At 71.6% G+C, this 18,471-nt stretch carries 15 protein-coding genes; 7 read left to right on the plus strand and 8 right to left on the minus strand.

Going from position 1 to position 18,471, the window contains the following annotated elements; genetic code table 11:
• The first annotated feature begins 197 nt into the window (after positions 1–197).
• Both ACT3T9_RS05195 and ACT3T9_RS05200 read left to right on the plus strand, forming a co-directional pair.
• On the plus strand, positions 198–830 hold the full coding sequence (locus tag ACT3T9_RS05195; RefSeq protein WP_444606095.1) for a DedA family protein: 633 nt from the start codon (positions 198–200) through the stop codon (positions 828–830).
• Positions 827–1,888, plus strand: a complete 1,062-nt coding sequence (locus tag ACT3T9_RS05200) for an NAD-dependent protein deacetylase (RefSeq protein ID WP_444606096.1) — start codon at positions 827–829, stop codon at positions 1,886–1,888. The genes ACT3T9_RS05195 and ACT3T9_RS05200 overlap by 4 nt, the downstream gene beginning before the upstream one ends.
• Before the next feature lie 68 nt (positions 1,889–1,956).
• Here ACT3T9_RS05200 and ACT3T9_RS05205 read toward each other — a convergent pair whose 3' ends face one another.
• Positions 1,957–2,895, minus strand: coding sequence for a hypothetical protein (locus tag ACT3T9_RS05205; protein WP_441444514.1), 939 nt, complete (start codon positions 2,893–2,895; stop codon positions 1,957–1,959).
• 158 nt (positions 2,896–3,053) lie between these two features.
• Here ACT3T9_RS05205 and ACT3T9_RS05210 point away from each other — a divergent pair, with 158 nt between their 5' ends.
• From ACT3T9_RS05210 to ACT3T9_RS05225, 4 genes are all read left to right on the plus strand, one after another.
• Positions 3,054–3,824 (plus strand): LamB/YcsF family protein, encoded by a 771-nt coding sequence (locus ACT3T9_RS05210; RefSeq protein ID WP_441444515.1) that lies wholly within the window; start codon positions 3,054–3,056, stop codon positions 3,822–3,824.
• Entirely contained in the window at positions 3,821–5,554 is a 1,734-nt protein-coding gene (locus ACT3T9_RS05215; RefSeq protein ID WP_444606097.1) for a carboxyltransferase domain-containing protein, read from the plus strand. Before ACT3T9_RS05210 ends, ACT3T9_RS05215 begins: the two co-directional genes overlap by 4 nt.
• 33 nt (positions 5,555–5,587) lie before the next feature.
• Complete coding sequence (locus ACT3T9_RS05220; protein ID WP_441444517.1) at positions 5,588–6,079, plus strand: NUDIX domain-containing protein; 492 nt, start codon at positions 5,588–5,590, stop codon at positions 6,077–6,079.
• A gap of 174 nt (positions 6,080–6,253) precedes the next feature.
• A complete protein-coding gene (locus tag ACT3T9_RS05225; RefSeq protein WP_441444518.1) occupies positions 6,254–7,747 on the plus strand; it encodes an MFS transporter in 1,494 nt (497 codons plus the stop codon).
• Positions 7,748–7,890: 143 nt separating this feature from the next.
• Here ACT3T9_RS05225 and ACT3T9_RS05230 read toward each other — a convergent pair whose 3' ends face one another.
• The 6 genes from ACT3T9_RS05230 to ACT3T9_RS05255 all read right to left on the minus strand — a co-directional run bounded on the left by ACT3T9_RS05230 (position 7,891) and on the right by ACT3T9_RS05255 (position 15,055).
• A complete protein-coding gene (locus ACT3T9_RS05230; RefSeq protein ID WP_444592006.1) occupies positions 7,891–8,361 on the minus strand; it encodes a ribose-5-phosphate isomerase in 471 nt (156 codons plus the stop codon).
• Between the two features lie 54 nt (positions 8,362–8,415).
• The gene (locus ACT3T9_RS05235) at positions 8,416–10,134 is read right to left on the minus strand and encodes a dihydroxyacetone kinase family protein (RefSeq protein WP_441444520.1); all 1,719 of its coding nucleotides are present in this window, start codon (positions 10,132–10,134) and stop codon (positions 8,416–8,418) included.
• A gap of 151 nt (positions 10,135–10,285) precedes the next feature.
• Positions 10,286–11,071, minus strand: a complete 786-nt coding sequence (locus tag ACT3T9_RS05240) for a glucose 1-dehydrogenase (RefSeq protein WP_441444521.1) — start codon at positions 11,069–11,071, stop codon at positions 10,286–10,288.
• 84 nt (positions 11,072–11,155) lie between these two features.
• Complete coding sequence (locus ACT3T9_RS05245) at positions 11,156–12,511, minus strand: RbtT/DalT/CsbX family MFS transporter (protein ID WP_441444522.1); 1,356 nt, start codon at positions 12,509–12,511, stop codon at positions 11,156–11,158.
• Between the two features lie 110 nt (positions 12,512–12,621).
• Positions 12,622–13,710, minus strand: coding sequence for a zinc-binding dehydrogenase (locus ACT3T9_RS05250; protein WP_441444523.1), 1,089 nt, complete (start codon positions 13,708–13,710; stop codon positions 12,622–12,624).
• Positions 13,711–14,086: 376 nt separating this feature from the next.
• On the minus strand, positions 14,087–15,055 hold the full coding sequence (locus ACT3T9_RS05255) for a sugar-binding transcriptional regulator (RefSeq protein WP_441444524.1): 969 nt from the start codon (positions 15,053–15,055) through the stop codon (positions 14,087–14,089).
• Between the two features lie 447 nt (positions 15,056–15,502).
• Between ACT3T9_RS05255 and ACT3T9_RS05260 the strand changes: the two genes are divergently transcribed.
• Positions 15,503–17,008, plus strand: a complete 1,506-nt coding sequence (locus tag ACT3T9_RS05260) for an FGGY-family carbohydrate kinase (RefSeq protein WP_444606098.1) — start codon at positions 15,503–15,505, stop codon at positions 17,006–17,008.
• Between the two features lie 61 nt (positions 17,009–17,069).
• Here the strand turns inward: ACT3T9_RS05260 and ACT3T9_RS05265 are convergent, their stop codons facing one another.
• The gene (locus ACT3T9_RS05265) at positions 17,070–18,431 is read right to left on the minus strand and encodes an ABC transporter substrate-binding protein (RefSeq protein WP_444606099.1); all 1,362 of its coding nucleotides are present in this window, start codon (positions 18,429–18,431) and stop codon (positions 17,070–17,072) included.
• Positions 18,432–18,471 lie beyond the last annotated feature (40 nt).

Consider the following 18,471-nt stretch of genomic DNA (forward strand, 5'->3'; position numbering starts at 1 on the left):
GGCGAGCCGACCCACCCGAGGTCGGCAGACGAGCCTCGCGCGGCAGCTCTCGCGCACTGCGCTCTGAAACGCCTCATTCTGGGGCTGGGACCATCCGGTTCACCCTCATCGCCCTGTCCGCACAGTGCTGTTCATCTGTGCGCCATCCGCGGCCGTTAGCCTCCGGCGCACTGGACGGCGCGCAGGAGGAGGGCCCGATGGACTTCACCGCATGGGCGATCGCCCTGATGGAGCTGCTCGGAGGCCCGGGCACGGCACTGGTGATCGCCGCCGAAGCGCTGTTCCCGCCGATCCCCGGCGAGATCCTGCTGCCCTTCGCGGGGGTCGCCGCAGCCGCCGACGGCCAGCACGTGCTGGTCCCGCTGGCGTGGACCACGCTCGGTTCGGTGGTGGGCGGGCTCGGGGTCTACGCCGTCGGCCGCGCCCTGGGGCTGCATCGCACCAAGGCGGTGGTGAGCCGCCTGCCGCTGCTCGAGGAGCGCGATGTCGACGCGGCGATGCGCTTCTTCGAGCGCTGGGGCTTCCCGGCGGTGGCGATCGCCCGCTTCGTGCCGATGGTGCGCACCGTCATCTCGATCCCGGCCGGGATCGAGCGGATGCCGGTGTGGCTGTTCGCCCTGGCCACGGGGCTGGGCTCCGGGGTGTGGAATGCGCTGTTCGTCGTCACCGGGTATGTGTTCGGGCAGGCCGGGGGTGAGCTGCTCGAGGGGTTCGTGCGCCTGTACTCCGGGGTGGTCGCGGCGATCGGGGTGCTTGCGGTGCTCGTCATCGTCGTGCGTCGGATACGTGCCCGACGGGAACGTCCCACACCGCCTACGCTCGAGGAATGACCAGCGAGCCCGCCTCCGCCCCCGACGCCGCTCGCGCAGATGCAGCAGGCAGCGCAGGCAGCGCAGGCAGCGCCGACGATCCCGGGATCGCTCGCGCAGGCTCCGCGGACGTCGGCCGCTGGTTCGCGACCGCCACCCGCCGCAACCCGGACGGCCCCGGCCCCACCCGCGGCGGACCCCGACTGCCCGCCTGGGGCCCGATGGACGGGGCGCAGTACGGCCACCGCAGCCCCGGCGAGGAGATCGATGCCGCCCTCGACCTGCTGTCCGGGGCGCCGGTAGCGGTGCTCACCGGGGCGGGGATGTCCACCGGCTCCGGCCTGCCCGACTACCGCGGGCGTGATGCGGTGCCCCGCTCCCCGATGACCTACCAGGAGTTCATGGGCCACGACCTGGCCCGTCGGCGCTACTGGGCGCGCTCCACGGTGGGGTGGGAGCAGTTCCGCGCCGCCCGCCCCGGCGCCGCGCACCGACTGCTGGCCGCGCTCGATCCCGCGGCCTTCTCGATCACCGCAGTGATCACCCAGAACGTGGATGGGCTGCACGCGACGGCCGGCTCCGATCCGGTGATCGACCTGCACGGACGGCTCGACCGCGTGCGCTGCCAGCAGTGCGATGCGCTCTCCTCCCGCACCGCACTGCATCAGCGGCTGCTGACGATGAATCCCGAGCTCGCCGCACGGCTCGGACAGCTCACGGCCGACGCCGCCCAGGCCCCCGACGGGGACGCCGAGGTGGATCGCACCAGCAGCTTCCGCTACCCACCGTGTCCGTTGTGCGGCGGGATCCTCAAGCCCGATGTGGTGTTCTTCGGGGAGTCTGCGCGCCGCGAGGTGGTGGCCGCGGCCTTCGCATCGCTCGAGGCTGCCGAGGCGCTGCTGGTGCTCGGCTCGAGCCTCACGGTGCAGTCCGGGCTGCGGTTCGTCCGGGCTGCCGGCCGTCAGGGCAAGCCCGTGGTGATCCTCAACGACGGTCCCACCCGCGCCGATCCGGACGCCACGCGGCGCCTGCACGGACGGCTCGAGGACGTCCTCGGGCGCTGGGTGGCCCGGGCCTGAGGCCTGAACGCAAAGCCCTGCGTCCCGCGCCCCGTACCCTGCGTCCTGTCATCTTGCCCGGTGCGGTCTCAGCCCTGCGCGCCCACCAGCACCGTTGCCAGCGCATGCAGCTCCGCGGAGTCGACGCTGCGGAACTCCAGCCGGGGATCCTCGGTGCCCGGATCCAGGGCCTCCATCACGAGCACCTCGTCGCCGGTGGCGTACACGCTGGTCTGCCGCACTCCGCCGTCGGCCGTGGTGACGAGGGTGAACACGGTCAGCGCGCGAGTGGCGGCGAGGCGCTGCGCGAGCGGGCTCTCGGCCAGCTGGGATGCGCGGAGCTGCATCGGCTCCCCGCGGCCGGCCGCCACCCCGGCGGGGTCCACGAAGGCCAGCAGGCGGGCGTTGACCTGCGAGGAGCCGAGCGGCGTGAAGCGGTGGATGCCGAGCGCGGTGACCTCCTCCTCGAGCACTCCGCCCTCATGCACGTAGTAATGCAGGCGGTGCACCTCGGGGCCCTGCGGGCTCTGCACCGTGCGTTCGGCGGTGGTGAACACGGAGGCGGTGCGGCGCAGCACCAGGCAGCCGGCGAGCTCCGGATCCGCCCGCCACTGCTCGCGGCCTCCGGCCGGGTCGGCGTCCGCGCTCACCAGGCCGGCGGCGATCAGCGCCCGCAGTCCCACCCCGGCCGCGAAGCGTCGCTGATCAGGATGTTCATCGAGCCAAGGGGTCGCGGCGAACTGCGGACGTGCGTAGCCGTCCAGCGCTGCGAGCTGCTCATCGGTGAGGGCGACCAGCAGCTCCGCCTCGCCCTCCGAGGCGCGGGCCAGCACCTCGGCGGCAGCGGAGACATCCGCCGCGGTGTAAGCCACCGGCGCCTCCGGGTCGCTCGAGCCGAGGCCGGCCGGGAGATCCGGGACCGCCCCCGGGGCCGACGGGTCCGCCCAGGCGGGCGCAGCCGGCGCGGGCGACGGCTCAGCTGCGTCCGCGCGAGAGGGGTGGTGCTGGTCTGCGGAGGACTGACTCATCCCTCGACACTATCTGCCAGCCCGGTCACGTCCATCCCCTCCCAGCTGTCGTCACGGCACCCATCCAACGACAGCTCAGAGGGGATGGCCCGCCACCTCCTGCGCCGAGGGTCGACAATGGACGGGAACCGCCATCCGCGCGAAGGAGACGATCACCGATGACCGCTCAGCCACTCCTGCTCGACCTCAACGCCGATCTCGGGGAGGGCTTCGGCGACTGGTCGATGGGGGACGATGAGGCGATGCTCGACGTCGTGACCACGGCCAATATCGCCTGCGGAGGGCATGCCGGGGATCCCCGCACGATGCGCGCGGCCGTCCGGGCGTGCCGTGAGCGGGGCGTCGCACTCACCGCGCACGTCGCCTATCCGGATCTGCAGGGCTTCGGCCGACGGTTCCTCGACATCACCCCCGTCGACCTCACCGATCAGCTGATCGTGCAGGTGGGCGCACTGCAGGCGATGGCTCACGCGGAGGGGACCACGGTGCGGGGAATCAAGCCGCACGGCGCTCTGTACACCGCGATCACCTCTCACCAGGGCCAGGCGGCGGCCGTGGTGCAGGCGCTGGTCGAGCTCGGCGGCGCCCTCCCTCTGGTCGCCGCTCCGGGTGCCGTGGTGGTGGAGCTGGCCCGAGAGTCCGGGATCGAGGTGGTGCTCGAGGGATTCGCCGATCGTGCCTATCTGGCCGACGGGGCCCTCTCGCCGCGCAGCCGCCCCGGAGCGGTGCTCACCGACCCTGCGGCGGTGGCCGCGCAGGCGCTGTCGATCGCGGTCGAGCACGGGGTGCGCACGGCGGAAGGGTCCTGGGTGGAGCTGCCGGTCCGCACGCTCTGCCTGCATGGGGACACCCCCGGCGCGGTCGCCCTCGCCCATGCGGTGCGGGCCCGCCTCGAGGAGGCCGGCGTGAGCGTCGAGGCGGCGCTATGACCACGAACGCCGAGTGCCTGGACCCGCCGCTGGCCACACACCGGACCGGGGAGAGCGCGCTGCTGGCCGAGTACCCGGACACCGCCGCCGTGCTCGCCGCAGCGGCTGCGGTCGAGCTGCTCGCCCCGCCGCACCTGGTGGACCTGGTCCCGGCAGAGCGCACTCTGCTGCTGGTCGGGACGGCTGCCCGGGATGTCGCGGCCCTCACCGCCCTCCTCGACGAGCTTCCGGTGCCTGACGCACTGGAGGAGACTGCCGCAGAGGTCCAGCTCGGGATCGTCTACGACGGTGAGGACCTCGACGAGGTTGCCGCGCTGCTGGGCATGAGCAGTCAGGCGCTGGTCGCCGCGCACTCCGCGACCCGGTGGACTGCGGCCTTCGGCGGCTTCGCGCCCGGCTTCGCCTACCTGGTCCCCGACCTCGAGGGCCCCTCCGAGGGCGGTATCCGCTGGGAGGTTCCCCGCCTGGCCGAGCCGCGCACCGCCGTGCCGGCCGGGTCAGTGGGCCTCGCCTCCCGCTACTGCGGGGTCTACCCGCGGCCCTCCCCCGGCGGCTGGCAGCTGATCGGACGCAGCGACGCCTCCCTGTTCGACGAGCACCGGGACCCGCCGGCACTGCTGGTGCCCGGCACCCGGGTGCGATTCCTCCCGCAACGGGCGACGGCACGATCCTCGACCACCGCGCTCAGCCGCCCCGCCCAGGAGGGCGCCGGCCCCAGGCGACGAGGCCGCCGGCACGCAGCAACGCCCACCCCGTCGACCCGCACCGTGCTCGAGGTGGTCTCCCCCGGCCCCCAGACCCTGCTCCAGGACGCAGGACGACCCGGCCTCGCGACCATCGGTGTGAGCGCTTCAGGCAGCTTCGACCAGGGGGCACGGATCCGCGCCAACATCACGGTCGGCAATCCAGCGCGGGCCGCGGTGCTCGAGACGCTGATCGGGCCGTTGGTGCTGCGGGCCGAGGCGCCCACCGTCGTCGCCATCACCGGGGCGTCGGCCCCCTGGGAGGTGCGTCGCGCCGATGACCCAGGGCACCCGCCGATGGCATCGACCATCACCGCGGGCGAGCAGCCGATCGCATTGGATCCTGGAGACCTGCTCACCGTGGGGCCCGCAACCGACGGGCTGCGCCTCGTGGTGGCGGTGCGCGGCGGGATCCGCGCCGACGGTGGAGAGGTGCTCGGATCGATGTCCCGCGACACCCTCTCCGGCCTCGGCCCGGCGCCGCTGACGGCTGGGGACAGGGTGCGAGTCGGTGAGGAGCACGGTCTCGATGCGGTCCCGAGCACAGTCCCGCTCGCAGAGGACCCCGGCCCTGCCTCTGCCCTGCAGGCACCCCGGAGTTCAGCAGCTGGTGGCGATGATGGCGCGGACAGCGCACCGGTGCTCGAGGTCCCGGTGCATCCCGGACCTCGCGACGGGCTCCTCGGCCCGTCGGCCCTCTCCCAGCTGCTCACCACCACCTGGACCGTCCGGACCGATTCGGACCGGGTCGGGGTCCGGCTGGAGGGGCCGGGCCTGCCCGTCCCCCCAGGCAGCGGTTCTCTGCCCAGTGAGCCGATGGTTCCCGGTGCGATCCAGGTACCGCCCTCGGGGCTGCCCGTGGTGTTCGGCCCGGATCATCCCACCACCGGCGGGTATCCGGTGATCGCAGTGGTCACGCGCGCAGGTCTGGACCGTCTGGCCCAGGCGGCGCCGGGGGCAAGGGTGCGGCTCCTCGCGGTCCGGTGAGGCCCGCGAGACACGAGATGACACGATGGGCCCATGCCTCGCCTCCTCCCGGACCCCGCATACTTCGCCTCACTGCCCAAGGTGATCAGCTCCGGGGCGGTGATCCTGCGTGATGAGCACGGGCATCTGGTGGTGGAGAAGCCGAACTACCGCGACCACTGGCTGCTGCCCGGTGGCGGGGTCGATGCCGGTGAGGACGCCCGGCAGTGCGCCCGGCGCGAGGTGCAGGAGGAGCTCGGCATCGAGGTCGAGGTGGGGCGGATGCTCACCGCCGACTGGCTGCCCTCGAGCGCGGTGCGCAGCTCCCCGATGGGGGTGCATTTCCTCTTCGATGCGGGGATCGTCCCCCGCGCCCAGCTCGAGGCGACGGTGGTGCCGCAGGCCTCCGAGCTCGACGACTGGGCCCTGATCGACGAGTCCGAGATCGATCTTCTCGGTCCCTGGGGCGCGGCGCGTGCGCGCCGGGCGCTGGCGGTGCTGCGGGGCGAGCTCGAGGTCGATCTGGTGTCCCACGCACGGGGCTGAAGGGGCTCCGCAGAAACGCAACACATCTGAGACCTCCGACTTTTTCTCACAGTGACCAGGAGTGGGAGGCAGATTCCCCCTCCCCCAACGGTCGGCCTGTGATCCAGGCCTCATGACCTGGGCGACAACTGGGGCATGCTGTGGCCACCCCATCCCCCGTCGTCGGAGCTGAGAATGAGCAACTCGACCACCTCCTCACCGCTGTCGGCCCCCTCGGCCGAGCACCGTCTGACCAGGTCACAGCGCCTGGACCGTCTTCCCTTCACCCGCAAGCACGGCCGCCTGCTGGGCGCCTCCGGCATCGGCTGGGCACTTGATGCGATGGACGTCGGCCTGATCTCCTTCGTGATCGCGGCGCTCAGCGTGCACTGGGAGCTGAGCAAAGCTGACGGCTCCCTCATCGCCTCCGCCGGGTTCGCCGGGATGGCGATCGGAGCGAGCGTGGGCGGGCTGCTGGCCGACAGGATCGGCCGCCGCTCCGTCTTCGCCCTGACCCTGCTGGTCTACGGCCTCGCGACCGGCGCCTCGGCGCTCGCGATGGGTGTGGGCGCCCTGATCGTGCTCCGCTTCGTCGTGGGCCTCGGCCTCGGCGCGGAGCTGCCCGTCGCCTCCACCCTGATGAGCGAGTTCGCGCCGGCCCGGATCCGCGGCCGCGTGATCGTCTGGCTCGAGGCGTTCTGGGCGCTGGGATGGATCCTCGCCGCCGTGATCGGCACCTTCGTCGCCGCCTCGGGCCCGACCGGATGGCGCTGGGCACTCGCGATCGGGCTGGTGCCCGCCGCCTACTCGCTGGTGGTGCGGCTGGGCATGCCGGAATCGGTGCGATTCCTGGAGCAGAAGGGCCGCCACCAGGAAGCCGAGCAGGTGGTGCGCAGCTTCGAGAGCGCCGCCGGGATCGACGCCCCGACGGATGAGGCCGACGGAGTGGACGGGCAGGGCGGCGCCGCTCGCGCCGACGATGCCGTTCGTGCCGACAGTGCCGTTCGTGCCAACGGCGCCGACGTATCGGATGCCCCCGTCGCGGCGCGGGTCGCTGCTGACGAGGTGGGTGCCATCCCGGCGGCGGACACGGTCGATGCGTCGGCCGGGATCTGGTCGAAACCGCTGCGCGCCCGCACCGCCGGGCTGTGGGCCGTATGGTTCTGCATCAATCTGGCCTACTACGGGGCCTTCATCTGGATCCCGACACTGCTGGTGGACCGCGGTTTCACCCTTACCCAGTCGTTCACCTTCACCCTCATCATCACCCTCGCCCAGATCCCCGGCTACGCCGCCGCGGCCTGGCTGATCGAGGTGCTCGGCCGACGCTGGACCCTGACAGTCTTCCTCTCGGGCTCGGCCCTCGCCGCGATCGGCTACGGCCTCGCGGACACCGAGTGGACGATCATCGCCGCAGGCTGTGCGCTGAGCTTCTTCAACCTCGGCGCGTGGGGCGCCCTGTACGCGATCGGGCCGGAGCTGTACCCGACCCGCGTGCGCGGCACCGGCACCGGCGCGGCCGCCGCCTTCGGGCGCATCGCCTCGATGCTGGCCCCGTTCCTGGTGCCCGTGCTGCTGGTGGCAGGCGGGCAGGTGCTCGTCTTCGTCGCCTTCTCGATCGCGTTCGCCCTGGCCGCGGCCGCCGCGTTCACCCTCCCAGAGCAGCGCGGGAAGGCCCTCGCGGACTGACCCGGCGCGCCGCCGGCCGAGCAGCCCGCCACCGCACCGCACCGCACCGCACCGCACCGCACCGCACCGGCGACAGCCAGCTGGCGAACCAGAATCGGTGGTGCGCAGGTTCGCCAGCTGACTGTCGGGGGTAGAAGCGGCGCTCAGGCCTGCTCGAGCGAGCCGTCGTAGGCGCAGATCGCGTCGACCTTCGCGGCGGAGGACGAGGTGGGGTCGAATTCGAGATCCAGCCACACCTTGATCAGCTCCTTCGCGAGCTCGAGACCGATCACGCGCTCACCCATGCACAGCACCTGCGCGTTGTTCGAGAGCACGGAGCGCTGCACGGAGTAGAGGTCGTGGGCCGTCACGGCGCGGATGCCGGGGACCTTGTTGGCGGCGATCGCGACGCCGAGGCCGGTGCCGCAGATCAGCAGCGCCCGGTCGGCCTCGCCCGCGGCGATCTTCTCCGCCGCGGCGACCGCGACGTTCGGGTAGAAGGTGCCGTCCTCACGGCCGGTGACGCCGACGTCGATGACCTGGTCGACGCGGGGGTCGTTCTCCAGCAGCTCCTTCAGCGCGCTCTTGTGGCCGTAGCCTGCGTTGTCCGATCCGGTGATGATCTTCCAGCCCATGTCAGTGCTCCTTCGTGAGTTCTCTTCGTGTGGTGCGGGTTCCCGAACAGGGTCTCAGGCGGAGAGCTGCTCGCCCAGCAGCGTGACGATCCGCGAGAAGGAGACCGCGCCGGGGTCGGGGGTGCCCACGGACTTGTCGCCGTGGTTCCGGGCGCGGCCCTTGCTGGCGGAGATGTCGGCGGTGGCCGCGGCGGCCTCGGTGGCGCGCGCGGCAGCGGCGGCGATCACCCGGGCCCGGGTCTCCTCGGTGCCCGCGGACTGTGCGAGCGCGATCGCCTCCCGGAAGGGCACTGCGGCGTCGATCATGGTCTTGTCACCCGGAACCGCGCCGCCGAGGCGCTCGACGGCCTCGACCGCCTGCACCAGCCCGGTCAGGAGCTGCTCGACGCTCACTGCCGCGTCGTCACTGAAGGCGCTGCCGAGGCTGGTCAGGGCCGCGCCCCAGAGAGCACCGGAGGTGCCCCCGGCCTCGGCGGACCAGGCTGCTCCGGCCTGGACCAGCACGGTGCGGGCGCCGCAGCCGCCCTCGACGGTGCGCAGCGCGGCAGCGTGCGCGGCGACGGATCCGAGCACCATGCCCTGGCCGTGGTCACCGTCTCCCGCGATCGCATCGAGCCGACCGAGCTCCGGCTCGAGCTCGGCCAGGAGCGTCTCGATGTCGCCGAGGATGCCGGCGATCCGCTGCGCGGAGACTCGCGACTCCTCGGTCGCGGCGGGGATCGGGTCCTCGCCCGGGGTGTAGATCTCCCCGCGTTCGCCGCCGAGGTCACCGCTCACCGTGCCGCCGCGCCGGAAGGCCGGGGACTCGACGGGGGCGAGCCAGAGCTGTTCGAGCTCCTCGTCCAGGCGCACCACCGTCAGCGACAGGCCCGCCATGTCCAGGCTGGTCACGTGCTCGCCGACCTCGGGGCGCACGATCGTCAGCCCGGCCTCCGCCAGGAGCTGCGAGGCGTGCTTCCACACCACGAACATCTCCTCGTACTTCACGGTGCCGAGGCCGTTGAGGACGACCGCGACCCGATCTGAGGCGAGCTCCGGGGTCTCGGCGAGAACGCCGTCGACGAGGGTCTTCGCGAGTTCCTTCGCCGAGGGCAGCGGCTGCTCGTCGATGCCGGGCTCGCCGTGGATGCCCAGGCCGATGGCCATCTTCCCCTCGGGGACGTGGAACAGGGCATCCTCCGCACCGGGCAGGGTGCAGCCGTCGAACGCGACCCCGAGGGTGCGCGTGGCGTCATTCGCCTTCCAGGCGATGCGTTCAGCGTCGGCGAGGTCGGCACCGGCCTGGATCGCGGCGCCGGCGATCTTGAACACGGGCAGGTCACCGGCGATCCCACGGCGGTCGCGGTGATTGCCTTTCTCCCCCGAGGCCACGTCATCGCTGACGGCGACGATCCGCACGTCGATCCCCTCCGCACGGAGCTTCTCCGCGGCGACCCCGAAGTGGAGCACATCGCCGGCGTAGTGGCCGAAGCCGAGGATCACGCCGCCGCCGTTCTCGGCGTTGCGAGCGACCGAGTAGACCTGGTCGGCGGACGGCGAGGAGAAGATGTTCCCGCACGGCGCGCCGTGCGCGAAGCCGGGACCCACCCAGCCGGCGAAGGCCGGATAGTGGCCAGAGCCGCCTCCGACCACCAGGGCCGGCTGGCCGGCCGGGGTGGCCTGCTTGCGCACCACTCCGCCGTGCACGCGCAGCAGCTCCTCGGGATGGGCGGCCACCAGGCCTTCCACGGCGTCGGCGGGGAAGGTCTTGGGATCGTCGAACAGGTAGGTCACGGCGTTCTCTTCTCTGGCGGTCAGCTGCTCAGGCGGTCAGCGGCGGGCGGGTGGTCGGGCGGCGAGGGGATGCTCGCCGAACGGGGCGAAGGGACGCTCAGCGGGCGAGGACGATGGGACGCTCGGCGAGCGAAGGGCGGGCTGTGGGCGGTCAGGCCGCCGTGTAGCCGCCATCGATCGACAGGATGGATCCGGTCACGAAGCTGCTGGCATCCGCGGCGAGGTACACCGCGGCACCGGCGAGCTCCTCGGGCTCGCCGGGGCGGCCCATCGGGGTCATCAGGTTCCACTGATCGATCTGGGCACCGCCTTCTTCATAGAAGCCACGGGTGAGCTCGGTGCGCATATAGCCGGGGGCGATGGCGTTCACGCGCACACCGCGACCGGCCCACTCAAGGGCGGCGCTGCGGGTGAGGTTGTGGACGGCGGCCTTGGAGGCGTTGTACGAGGCCTGGGTCTGGGGGATGTTGGCGATGATGCCGCTCATGGAGCCGGTGTTGATGATGCTGCCGCGTCCTCGTTCGAGCATACGGCGGCCCACGGCGGAGAGCACGTGGTAGACGCCGTCGAGGTTCAGGCTCATCACCGCGCGCCACTTCTGCGCGTCGCCGTCCTCGAGGGGGTGGTGGATCGTGCGGCCGGCGTTGTTCAGCAGGATCTCGATCCCGCCGAACTCCGCGTCGACCTCGGCGACGACCTGCTCGACCGCTTCCTGATCGGTGACGTCCAGGTGGCGGTAGGCGGTGGTGACGCCGGTGTCTGCGGCGAGCTGCTCAGCAGCCCGCTGCCCGTTCTCGTCGTCGATGTCGGCGAGGACGACGGGGGCGCCGTGCTCAGCCAGCGCCCGGGCCATCGCCAGGCCGAGGCCCTTGGCGCCGCCGGTGACCAGTGCGGTGCGGCCGGTGAGGTCGAAGAGGGGCGAGATGCTGCGAGTCATGTCAGATTCCTTCGGTAGCTCGATGCACAGGAGAGGTAGGAGAGAGCACAGGGACTGGGATGGCCGGTCCCCGGGCGCTCATGCTCAGGCCTCGGCGGCGGCGATGTCCTTCTTGCCGATACGGGGCTGATCGACCTTCAGCGCGAAGGTCATCAGGAAGGCGAGGACGTAGAGGGCCACGAAGGACCAGACCACGCCGACGTTCCCGCCCCAGGGCCGCACCACGGCGACCACGGCGGAGCCGAGGAAGGTCGCGCCGCCGGCCGCGGTGGTGTACATCGCCATCGCGGCACCCTTGTGGTCCGGTGCCAGTGCGGGCATGATCGCGCCGAGCGGCACGAAGCCGGCCAGCAGGATGCCGAAGACGGTGCCCGCGATGACGGAGACCACGAAGCCCCAGTCGGAGCCGGCCGGGACCCAGTGCGGCACGTACCACCACAGCAGCAGGCCGATCGCGGAGCCGACGATCCCGAACCAGCGCACCGTGGTGGTCCAGCCGATCTTGTCGCCGAGGGCGCCGAAGGCCGCGTTGAACAGGATGTTGCCGGCGAAGACGATCGAGGTCATCAGCAGCCAGCGGGACTGTCCCCAGCCCAGGGTCTCGGCGATCACGGTGGGCAGGATGATGAACATGCCGAACTGCGGGGCGGTGTTGATCAGGCGGGTCAGGAAGCCCATCATCACGCGCTTGTTCTTCAGCGAGAGCACCACGCCCGAGAGGATGACCTGGCGGCTGCTCTCGCCGGCGGGGGCGAGGCGGCGGTCGCCGTGCTCCTCACGCACCCCGAGGTAGGCGATCAGGAAGCCGGCGATCACGATCGCGGTCGAGGCGACCATGGCCCAGCGCTCACCGAGCAGCCCACCGCCGAAGGCGGGGATCATGCCGATCGCGACCAGGGAGCCGATGGTGGGCATGCCACCGGTGAACATGACGTAGAACCAGCCGACGGCGGCGCCGGCGCGCTCCTTCGGGGAGACCGCGTTGACCCACACCAGGAAGGCGAAGGCGAACAGCGGGAAGCCGAAGCCGCGGACCATGTAGGTCAGGAAGATCAGCGGCACCGACTCGGTCGCGAGGGCGCCGACGAAGGCCGCCTGGAACACCACCCACACGATGACGCCCAGCAGCATCACCTTGCGCGGGCCCCAGAGGTCCGAGAGGGCGCCGGCGAGATAGGAGCCGATCAGGGTGGCCAGCGCGTAGAAGGTGATGACCGTGGCGGCGAGGTTGATCATGTCGTCGCCACCGCCGAACACGTTGGCCATGTGCGGGGAGACGAAGTTGGTCTCCACGCCGTTGCCGGTCATGAAGACGAGCACGCCGAGGAAGCCCCAGCGCAGGACGTGGGGGATGCCGAGGCGGTCCAGGAAGGTCTCCTGGGCGGAGCCGGGGGCGGGGACGGCGGGGCTGCTGGCCGTCGAGGTGGATGCGGAACTCATGCGGGCACTCCTGTGTGCTGAGGGGAGGGCGGCACGTGACGGCCGACGGCGCGGTCGGCGTCGGCCGTCACGTGGGGCGCGATCTCGGGCGGATCAGAGTCCGGGCGGGATCAGAGGCCGGGGAGGATCGAGACCTTCACGGAGGCGCCGGCGGAGTCGGCGACCGAGTCGAGAGCCTGCTGGAAGTCCGCGAGCGCGAACTGGTGGGTGCAGATCTCGTCGAGCGGGAGGTCGCCCTTCTCGATGATCTTGATGGCGGCGGGCCAGGTGTGGGGGCCCAGGTGCGCGCCGCGCACGTCGAGCTCCTTGTCGTCGGAGATGATCGACCAGTCCACGGAGACCGGCTCCTTGAACACGGAGTACTCGACGAAGGTGCCGAGCTTGCGCAGCAGGTTCAGGCCCTGCGGGACGGCGCTGGGGTGGCCGGTGCACTCGATGTAGACGTCCGCGCCGTAGCCTCCGGTGAGCGCGCGGATCTCCGCGTCGAGGTCCACCTTCGAGGGGTTCAGGGTGAGGTCGGCGCCGCACTTCCTGGCGAGCTCGAGCTTGTCGTCGTCGAAGTCGAGGGCGATCACGAGCTTGGGGTTCTTGTGGGCGGCGCCGATGATCGCGCCAAGGCCGATCGGGCCGGCGCCCGCGATGACCACGACGTCGTCGAACTGCAGCTCGGCGCGCTCCACGGCGTGCATCGAGCAGGACAGCGGCTCGGCGTAGGCGGCGTGCTGGGGGGCGATCTCCTTGGAGATCGTGTGCACGCGGGCCAGCGGGGGCACGATCATGAACTCGGCCATACCGCCGTTGAAGCTCTTGAAGCCGAACATGTCGTGCGGGTCGCACATCCAGTACCAGCCGCGCTGGCAGTACATGCACTCGCCGCAGGGGACGATCTGCTCGACCACGATGCGCTGCCCGAGGGCCGCGCCGTGCTTGGCCAGGGCCTCCTCGGAGCCGGAGACGACCTCGCCGGTGATCTCGTGGCCGGGGATGATGCCGGGCTGGACCCAGCGCTCGCGGTTCTCGTCGCCCCAGAACTTGGCGGCGCCGGCGTAGGCCTTGAGGTCGCTCGCGCAGACGCCGACGGCCTCCACCCGGATCAGCAGCTCGTCGGCCGCGGGGGTGGGCACTGCGCGTTCTTCGAGTCGGTAGTCCTCGGGCGCATGCATGACGACGGCCTGCATGGTCTTCGGGATCTCGGTCATCTCGGCACATCTCCTTCGATACGTTCCGGGTCGGCCCCGGCTGAGCGGGCCGGCGCGAGGCCGACCTCGGGGCCGAGGGTGCGTCATCGATGACACCGCGGGGCGCCCGTCCGAGTTCCACTCTAAGCACCCCGGGAACAATCGTCAAGAACAAATGTTCCGGAGCGGGAGACACCGATGTTCTCGACCTGGTCATCTCGCATCACCGCTGGTCAGCAAGCGCCCTCGGGCTAGTGCGTGAACCGTGTCTCATCTCAAGGGGCATGCGCGGGATGCCGCACCCGTCGTCCAGCAGCGGCCTGCGGCCGACACGTCACCGCGCGCGCCGACAGGCAGCCCAACAGCCCGGCCCGTCACCGCATGGGCGACGGGCGGGTCAGCGGCCCGGCGCTCCGCCGCGCGGGTCGACCCCGGCGTCGACGAGCACGGCCTCGGCCGTCGGCACGTCGGTGATCAGCGAGCTGAACATCCCCGTCTTCGCCCCGGCACGGATGGAGGGCGCCTTCTCGCAGCCGGCGGCCAGGGCGATCGTGGTGGGGATCGCGCGCAGCGTCTCGAGCGGGAGCCGGACCAGGAACTCGGCACCGGGGAAGGTGAGGGTTGCGCCGTCCTCGTCGAAGAAGTGGAGGCACACATCCCCGGCCGCTGTCGCGAGCGCGGGCTCATGGCGCGGGACCACGGAGGTGAGGCTGGCGCGGCCGTCATAGGGGGCGCCGATGCCGACCACGGCCACGCGGGCCTCGTCCCAGAGGTCCACCACCGAGCGGAATCCGGGATCCTCCTGCAGCGACGCCCAGAGGGTGGGGCTGGTCAGCGCGGGAGCGAAGATGAAGCGGGGCTCCGCCCCGGTGCGGTCGGCGAAGCGCCGGACCGTCTCGTTGGTCTGGAAGGAGGGGTCCGGCTCCTGCTGACCGCCGACGGTGGGGACGATGCGCGCCCCCGGCATGCGCGGCATCCCGCCCATGCCGGCCACGGCGTGGATCGTCTTTCCGGAGGAGAGCAGCACGATCTCTCCTTCCTGGATCTCGAGGCTGCGCAGCTCCTCCCCCAGCAGGTCGCCGATGCCGCGGAACTCGCGCTGCACCTGGTCCCCCGGGGCGATCCGGACCGAGTCGATGCCCAGCAGGTCGCGCAGCCGTTCGGCGAGCTCGGTGAGGTCGACCGTGGGCACGTCCAGCACCTCGAAGCGCACCATGCCGATCCGGCGCGCCTCGGCGAGCAGCTTGCTGATGGACGGGCGGGAGACCCCGATCCGCTCGGCGACCTCGGCCTGGCGCTGACCGTCGAGATAGTAGGCGGTGGCGGCGCGATGCAGCAGCTGCATGTCCATCGACGTCTCGAGCATGGCGTCACTCCTGTCCCATGAGGCCGAGCCATACTCCATGGCTCGGGCGTGACAGAGGGTGCGGGCCTGCGACCGCGAGGGGTCGGCAGCGCAGTGCCGTCATCGCCACGTGGGAACAATAGTTCCGCACATTTGTCGTGGGTGCAAGCCTCGAGTTCGCTGCGGATGCTCGCCTCGAGTGTGCTGCGGGTGCACGCCGCGAGCGCAGCCCGAGTGCTGCTCGAGCTCAGGCTCGGACCCCCTCCGGCGAGGGGAGGCCTCGATGGCAGGATAGAGCGCGGGGCGAGCATCGGCGCGGCCGACGACAGAATTCGGACCGGACTCCGTTCCGAACGGGAGGCGAGACGACGAATGGCTGCTGGTGCAGGAACTGCGGCGGGTGCTGGGGCTGCGGCAGGCACGGGCGCTGGGGCTGGCGCGGGCGCGAGTGTCGGACACGCGAACGCAGTGCTCGGGATCGACGTCGGCACCTCGAGCACGAAAGGGGTGCTGGTCGCTCTCGACGGGACCATCCTGCGCACCGAGGTGCGCGGGCACGAGGTGCGCCGCCCTGCTCCCGGCCAGGTGGAGATGGACGCGGAGACCTGGTGGGACGAGTTCGTCTCGATCGCCCGATCCCTCACCTCCGCCGCCCGGACGGCAGGCCTCGAGGTGTCCGCGATCGGGCTCTCGGGGATGGGGCCCTGCGTGGTGCTCACCGATGAGCAGGGGATCCCGGTGCGGCCGGCGATCCTCTACGGCGTCGACTCCCGCGCCGAGCAGCAGATCAGGTCCCTCACCCATGTGCTCGGCCAGGAGGAGATCCTCGCCCACTGCGGCGTGGTCCTCACCGCACAGTCCGCGGGGCCGAAGATCACCTGGGTCGCCGAGCACGAGCCCGAGCTCTACGCCCGCGCTCGGCGCCTGTTCATGCCCGCCTCGTATCTCGCGTTCCGACTGACCGGGCAGTACGTGATGGATCATGTCAGCGCGAGCCAGACAGCCCCGCTGTACTGCCTGCGCCAGCAGGAATGGCATTCCTCCCGGTCCGGGCACGGCAGCACCGACATCGACTGGTCGCAGCACGTCGCCCCCGGCATCGAGCTGCCGGAGCTGCGCTGGGCGGGCGAGGCCGCCGGTTCCCTGGACCCGCAGGTCGCCGCGCTGGTCCCCGGCCTGCCGGCAGGCATCCCGGTGCTCAGCGGGACGATCGATGCGTGGGCGGAGGCGGTGAGCGTCGGCGCCACCGAGCCCGGGGACCTGATGCTGATGTACGGGACCACCACGCTCCTGCTGGCCACGACCCCCGAGCCGTTGGCCAGCCGCACGCTCTGGTCCACCCCGGGGGTGACCCCCGGCTCGTCGAGCCTGGCGGGCGGCATGGCCGCCTCCGGGGCCATCACCGGCTGGCTGCGGGAGCTCACCGGCGGAGCGGATTTCCCGGGGCTCCTCGCGGAGGCCGAGCGCAGCGGCCCGGGCGCGGGAGGCCTGGTGATGCTCCCGTACTTCGCCGGCGAGCGCTCCCCCATCGCCGACCCCGACGCGCGCGGCGTGGTCGCGGGGCTGACCCTCTCCCACACCCGCGGGGACCTGTACCGCGCGACGCTCGAGGCGGTGGCCTACGGGGTCCGCCATCACCTGGAGACGCTCGAGGCGGCGGGCCTGACCCCGGGCCGGGTGATGGCGGTGGGCGGCGGCACCCAGCACGACCTGTGGCCCCAGATCGTCTCCGACGTCACGGGGCTGACCCAGCAGATCCCCCGCAGCACCGTCGGCGCCTCCTACGGCGGCGCGATGCTGGCCGCCCGCCTCGCCCACGGCGTGGAGACCAGCACCTGGAACCGCACCGACCATCGGTGCGTCCCGAATCCGGCGCACCGTGCCCGGTACGACGAGCTGAACCGGCTCTACCGCGAGCTCTACCCGGCCACCCGGGAGATCACCCACGCCCTGGCCCGGATACAGCGGGGCTGAGGCAGGCAGGGCCCCCAGCGGGCCGGGCACCGTGGATCCGGCCCCCGTCCCCGCCGGTGGCTCATCCCTCGAGCTTGGGCTGGATCTCCTTGGTGTAGATCCCCTCGAGGGTCTCCTTGAGCCCGTCCATCGCCTCCTGGACATCGCCCTCGGTGGTGACGACGGAGGCGATGGCCTCGGCCATCTCCTGGTCCGCGCCAGGCAGGAACACGCGGGCGAAGTCCTGGGGCTTGGTGACGTCCAGCTGGTCGACCGCGAGCTGGATCTGCGGGGTCTCAGCGGTGAGCTCGGTGAGGTCCGCGCTCTTGCGGATCGGCATATAGCCGGTGGCGGCGGAGAACGCGACGGTGCTCTCCGGTCGGCCCATGAACTCCATCAGCATGGCCCCGGCGAGCTGCTCCTCCTTGGTCACCGCGGCCGGGATTCCGAGCCCGGCGCCGCCGGTGGGGCAGACCGGCCCGTCCACGGACCCGCCGGGCAGGAAGCCCACGCCGACGTCGAAGGTCGCGGACTCGAGCACCCCCACCAGCGAGCCGGTGGAGGCGATGGTCGAGGAGCACACCCTGGCGGCGAAGGTGTCGGCCGAGTCGCTCGAGGCGACCTGTGCCCAGCCCTTGGAGAACACCGAGTCCTGCACCCACTGCAGGGCTTCGACGGCTGCCGGCTCTGCGCAGGTGATCGTCCACTCGTCGGACCATGCGGCATCCTGGCCCCACAGCACGTTCTGCAGGGTCCAGCCTGCGTAGCCGGCGAGGTCGGGGTACATATACGCAGTCTCGGACTCGGTGAGCTTCGGCGCCCACTCCTCGAACTCGCTCCAGGTCTCCGGGGCGCGGTCGGGCAGCCCGGCGGCGGAGAAGTGGTCCTTGTTGTAGTAGAACAGCGGCGTGGAGCGGCCATAGGGCAGGGCCCACTGCTGGTCGTCGTACTGGTAATCCTGGACCAGCGAGTCCCGGTAGTCGGACAGGTCGATCTCGAGCTGCTCGACGAGGGAGTCGATCGGGATGACGTTGCCGTTGAGGAAGTACCGGAACCACCAGACGTCCGAGAGCACCACCACGGCGGGAAGCCCGGAGTTCGCGGCCTGCGCGGTCTGGAAGCGCTGGGCGATCTCCTCGTAGTTCGAGCCCGCCGTCACGTGGTTGACCTCGATGCCGGTCTCCTCGGTGAAGGCGGCGAGCAGCTGCGCCTCGACCTCCTGGGAGCCACCGGGGTGGTTGGTCCAGAAGTCGATCTTCTTGGCGGGCTCGACACCGGAGAAGTCGAGGTCGAGCTCCTCGCCGCCGCCGGCACCGCCGCCGCCACCGCCGACCTCAGGGCCGCCGCCGCAGGCGGCGAGGCCCAATGCCCCGGCACCGGCGACACCGAGGCCGAGCAGGGAGCGTCGGCTGAACCCGCGCGGAAGGTGAAGTGAACTGGTCATGGGACATGGTCCTTTCAGGGGTGGTGGACGGACGCGGGCG

This window comes from Brachybacterium sp. AOP29-B2-41 (assembly GCF_052378395.1).
Lineage (GTDB): Bacteria > Actinomycetota > Actinomycetes > Actinomycetales > Dermabacteraceae > Brachybacterium.

Bases quoted from the DNA above. Each gene is read 5' to 3' on its own strand.
- ACT3T9_RS05210 (WP_441444515.1), top strand. From the start codon at position 3,054: ATGACCGCTCAGCCACTCCTGCTCGACCTCAACGCCGATCTCGGGGAG.
- ACT3T9_RS05205 (WP_441444514.1), bottom strand. From the start codon at position 2,895: ATGAGTCAGTCCTCCGCAGACCAGCACCACCCCTCTCGCGCGGACGCA.
- ACT3T9_RS05220 (WP_441444517.1), top strand. From the start codon at position 5,588: ATGCCTCGCCTCCTCCCGGACCCCGCATACTTCGCCTCACTGCCCAAG.
- ACT3T9_RS05245 (WP_441444522.1), bottom strand. From the start codon at position 12,511: ATGAGTTCCGCATCCACCTCGACGGCCAGCAGCCCCGCCGTCCCCGCC.
- ACT3T9_RS05250 (WP_441444523.1), bottom strand. From the start codon at position 13,710: ATGACCGAGATCCCGAAGACCATGCAGGCCGTCGTCATGCATGCGCCC.
- ACT3T9_RS05215 (WP_444606097.1), top strand. From the start codon at position 3,821: ATGACCACGAACGCCGAGTGCCTGGACCCGCCGCTGGCCACACACCGG.
- ACT3T9_RS05240 (WP_441444521.1), bottom strand. From the start codon at position 11,071: ATGACTCGCAGCATCTCGCCCCTCTTCGACCTCACCGGCCGCACCGCA.
- ACT3T9_RS05200 (WP_444606096.1), top strand. From the start codon at position 827: ATGACCAGCGAGCCCGCCTCCGCCCCCGACGCCGCTCGCGCAGATGCA.
- ACT3T9_RS05225 (WP_441444518.1), top strand. From the start codon at position 6,254: ATGAGCAACTCGACCACCTCCTCACCGCTGTCGGCCCCCTCGGCCGAG.
- ACT3T9_RS05265 (WP_444606099.1), bottom strand. From the start codon at position 18,431: ATGACCAGTTCACTTCACCTTCCGCGCGGGTTCAGCCGACGCTCCCTG.
- ACT3T9_RS05195 (WP_444606095.1), top strand. From the start codon at position 198: ATGGACTTCACCGCATGGGCGATCGCCCTGATGGAGCTGCTCGGAGGC.
- ACT3T9_RS05255 (WP_441444524.1), bottom strand. From the start codon at position 15,055: ATGCTCGAGACGTCGATGGACATGCAGCTGCTGCATCGCGCCGCCACC.
- ACT3T9_RS05230 (WP_444592006.1), bottom strand. From the start codon at position 8,361: ATGGGCTGGAAGATCATCACCGGATCGGACAACGCAGGCTACGGCCAC.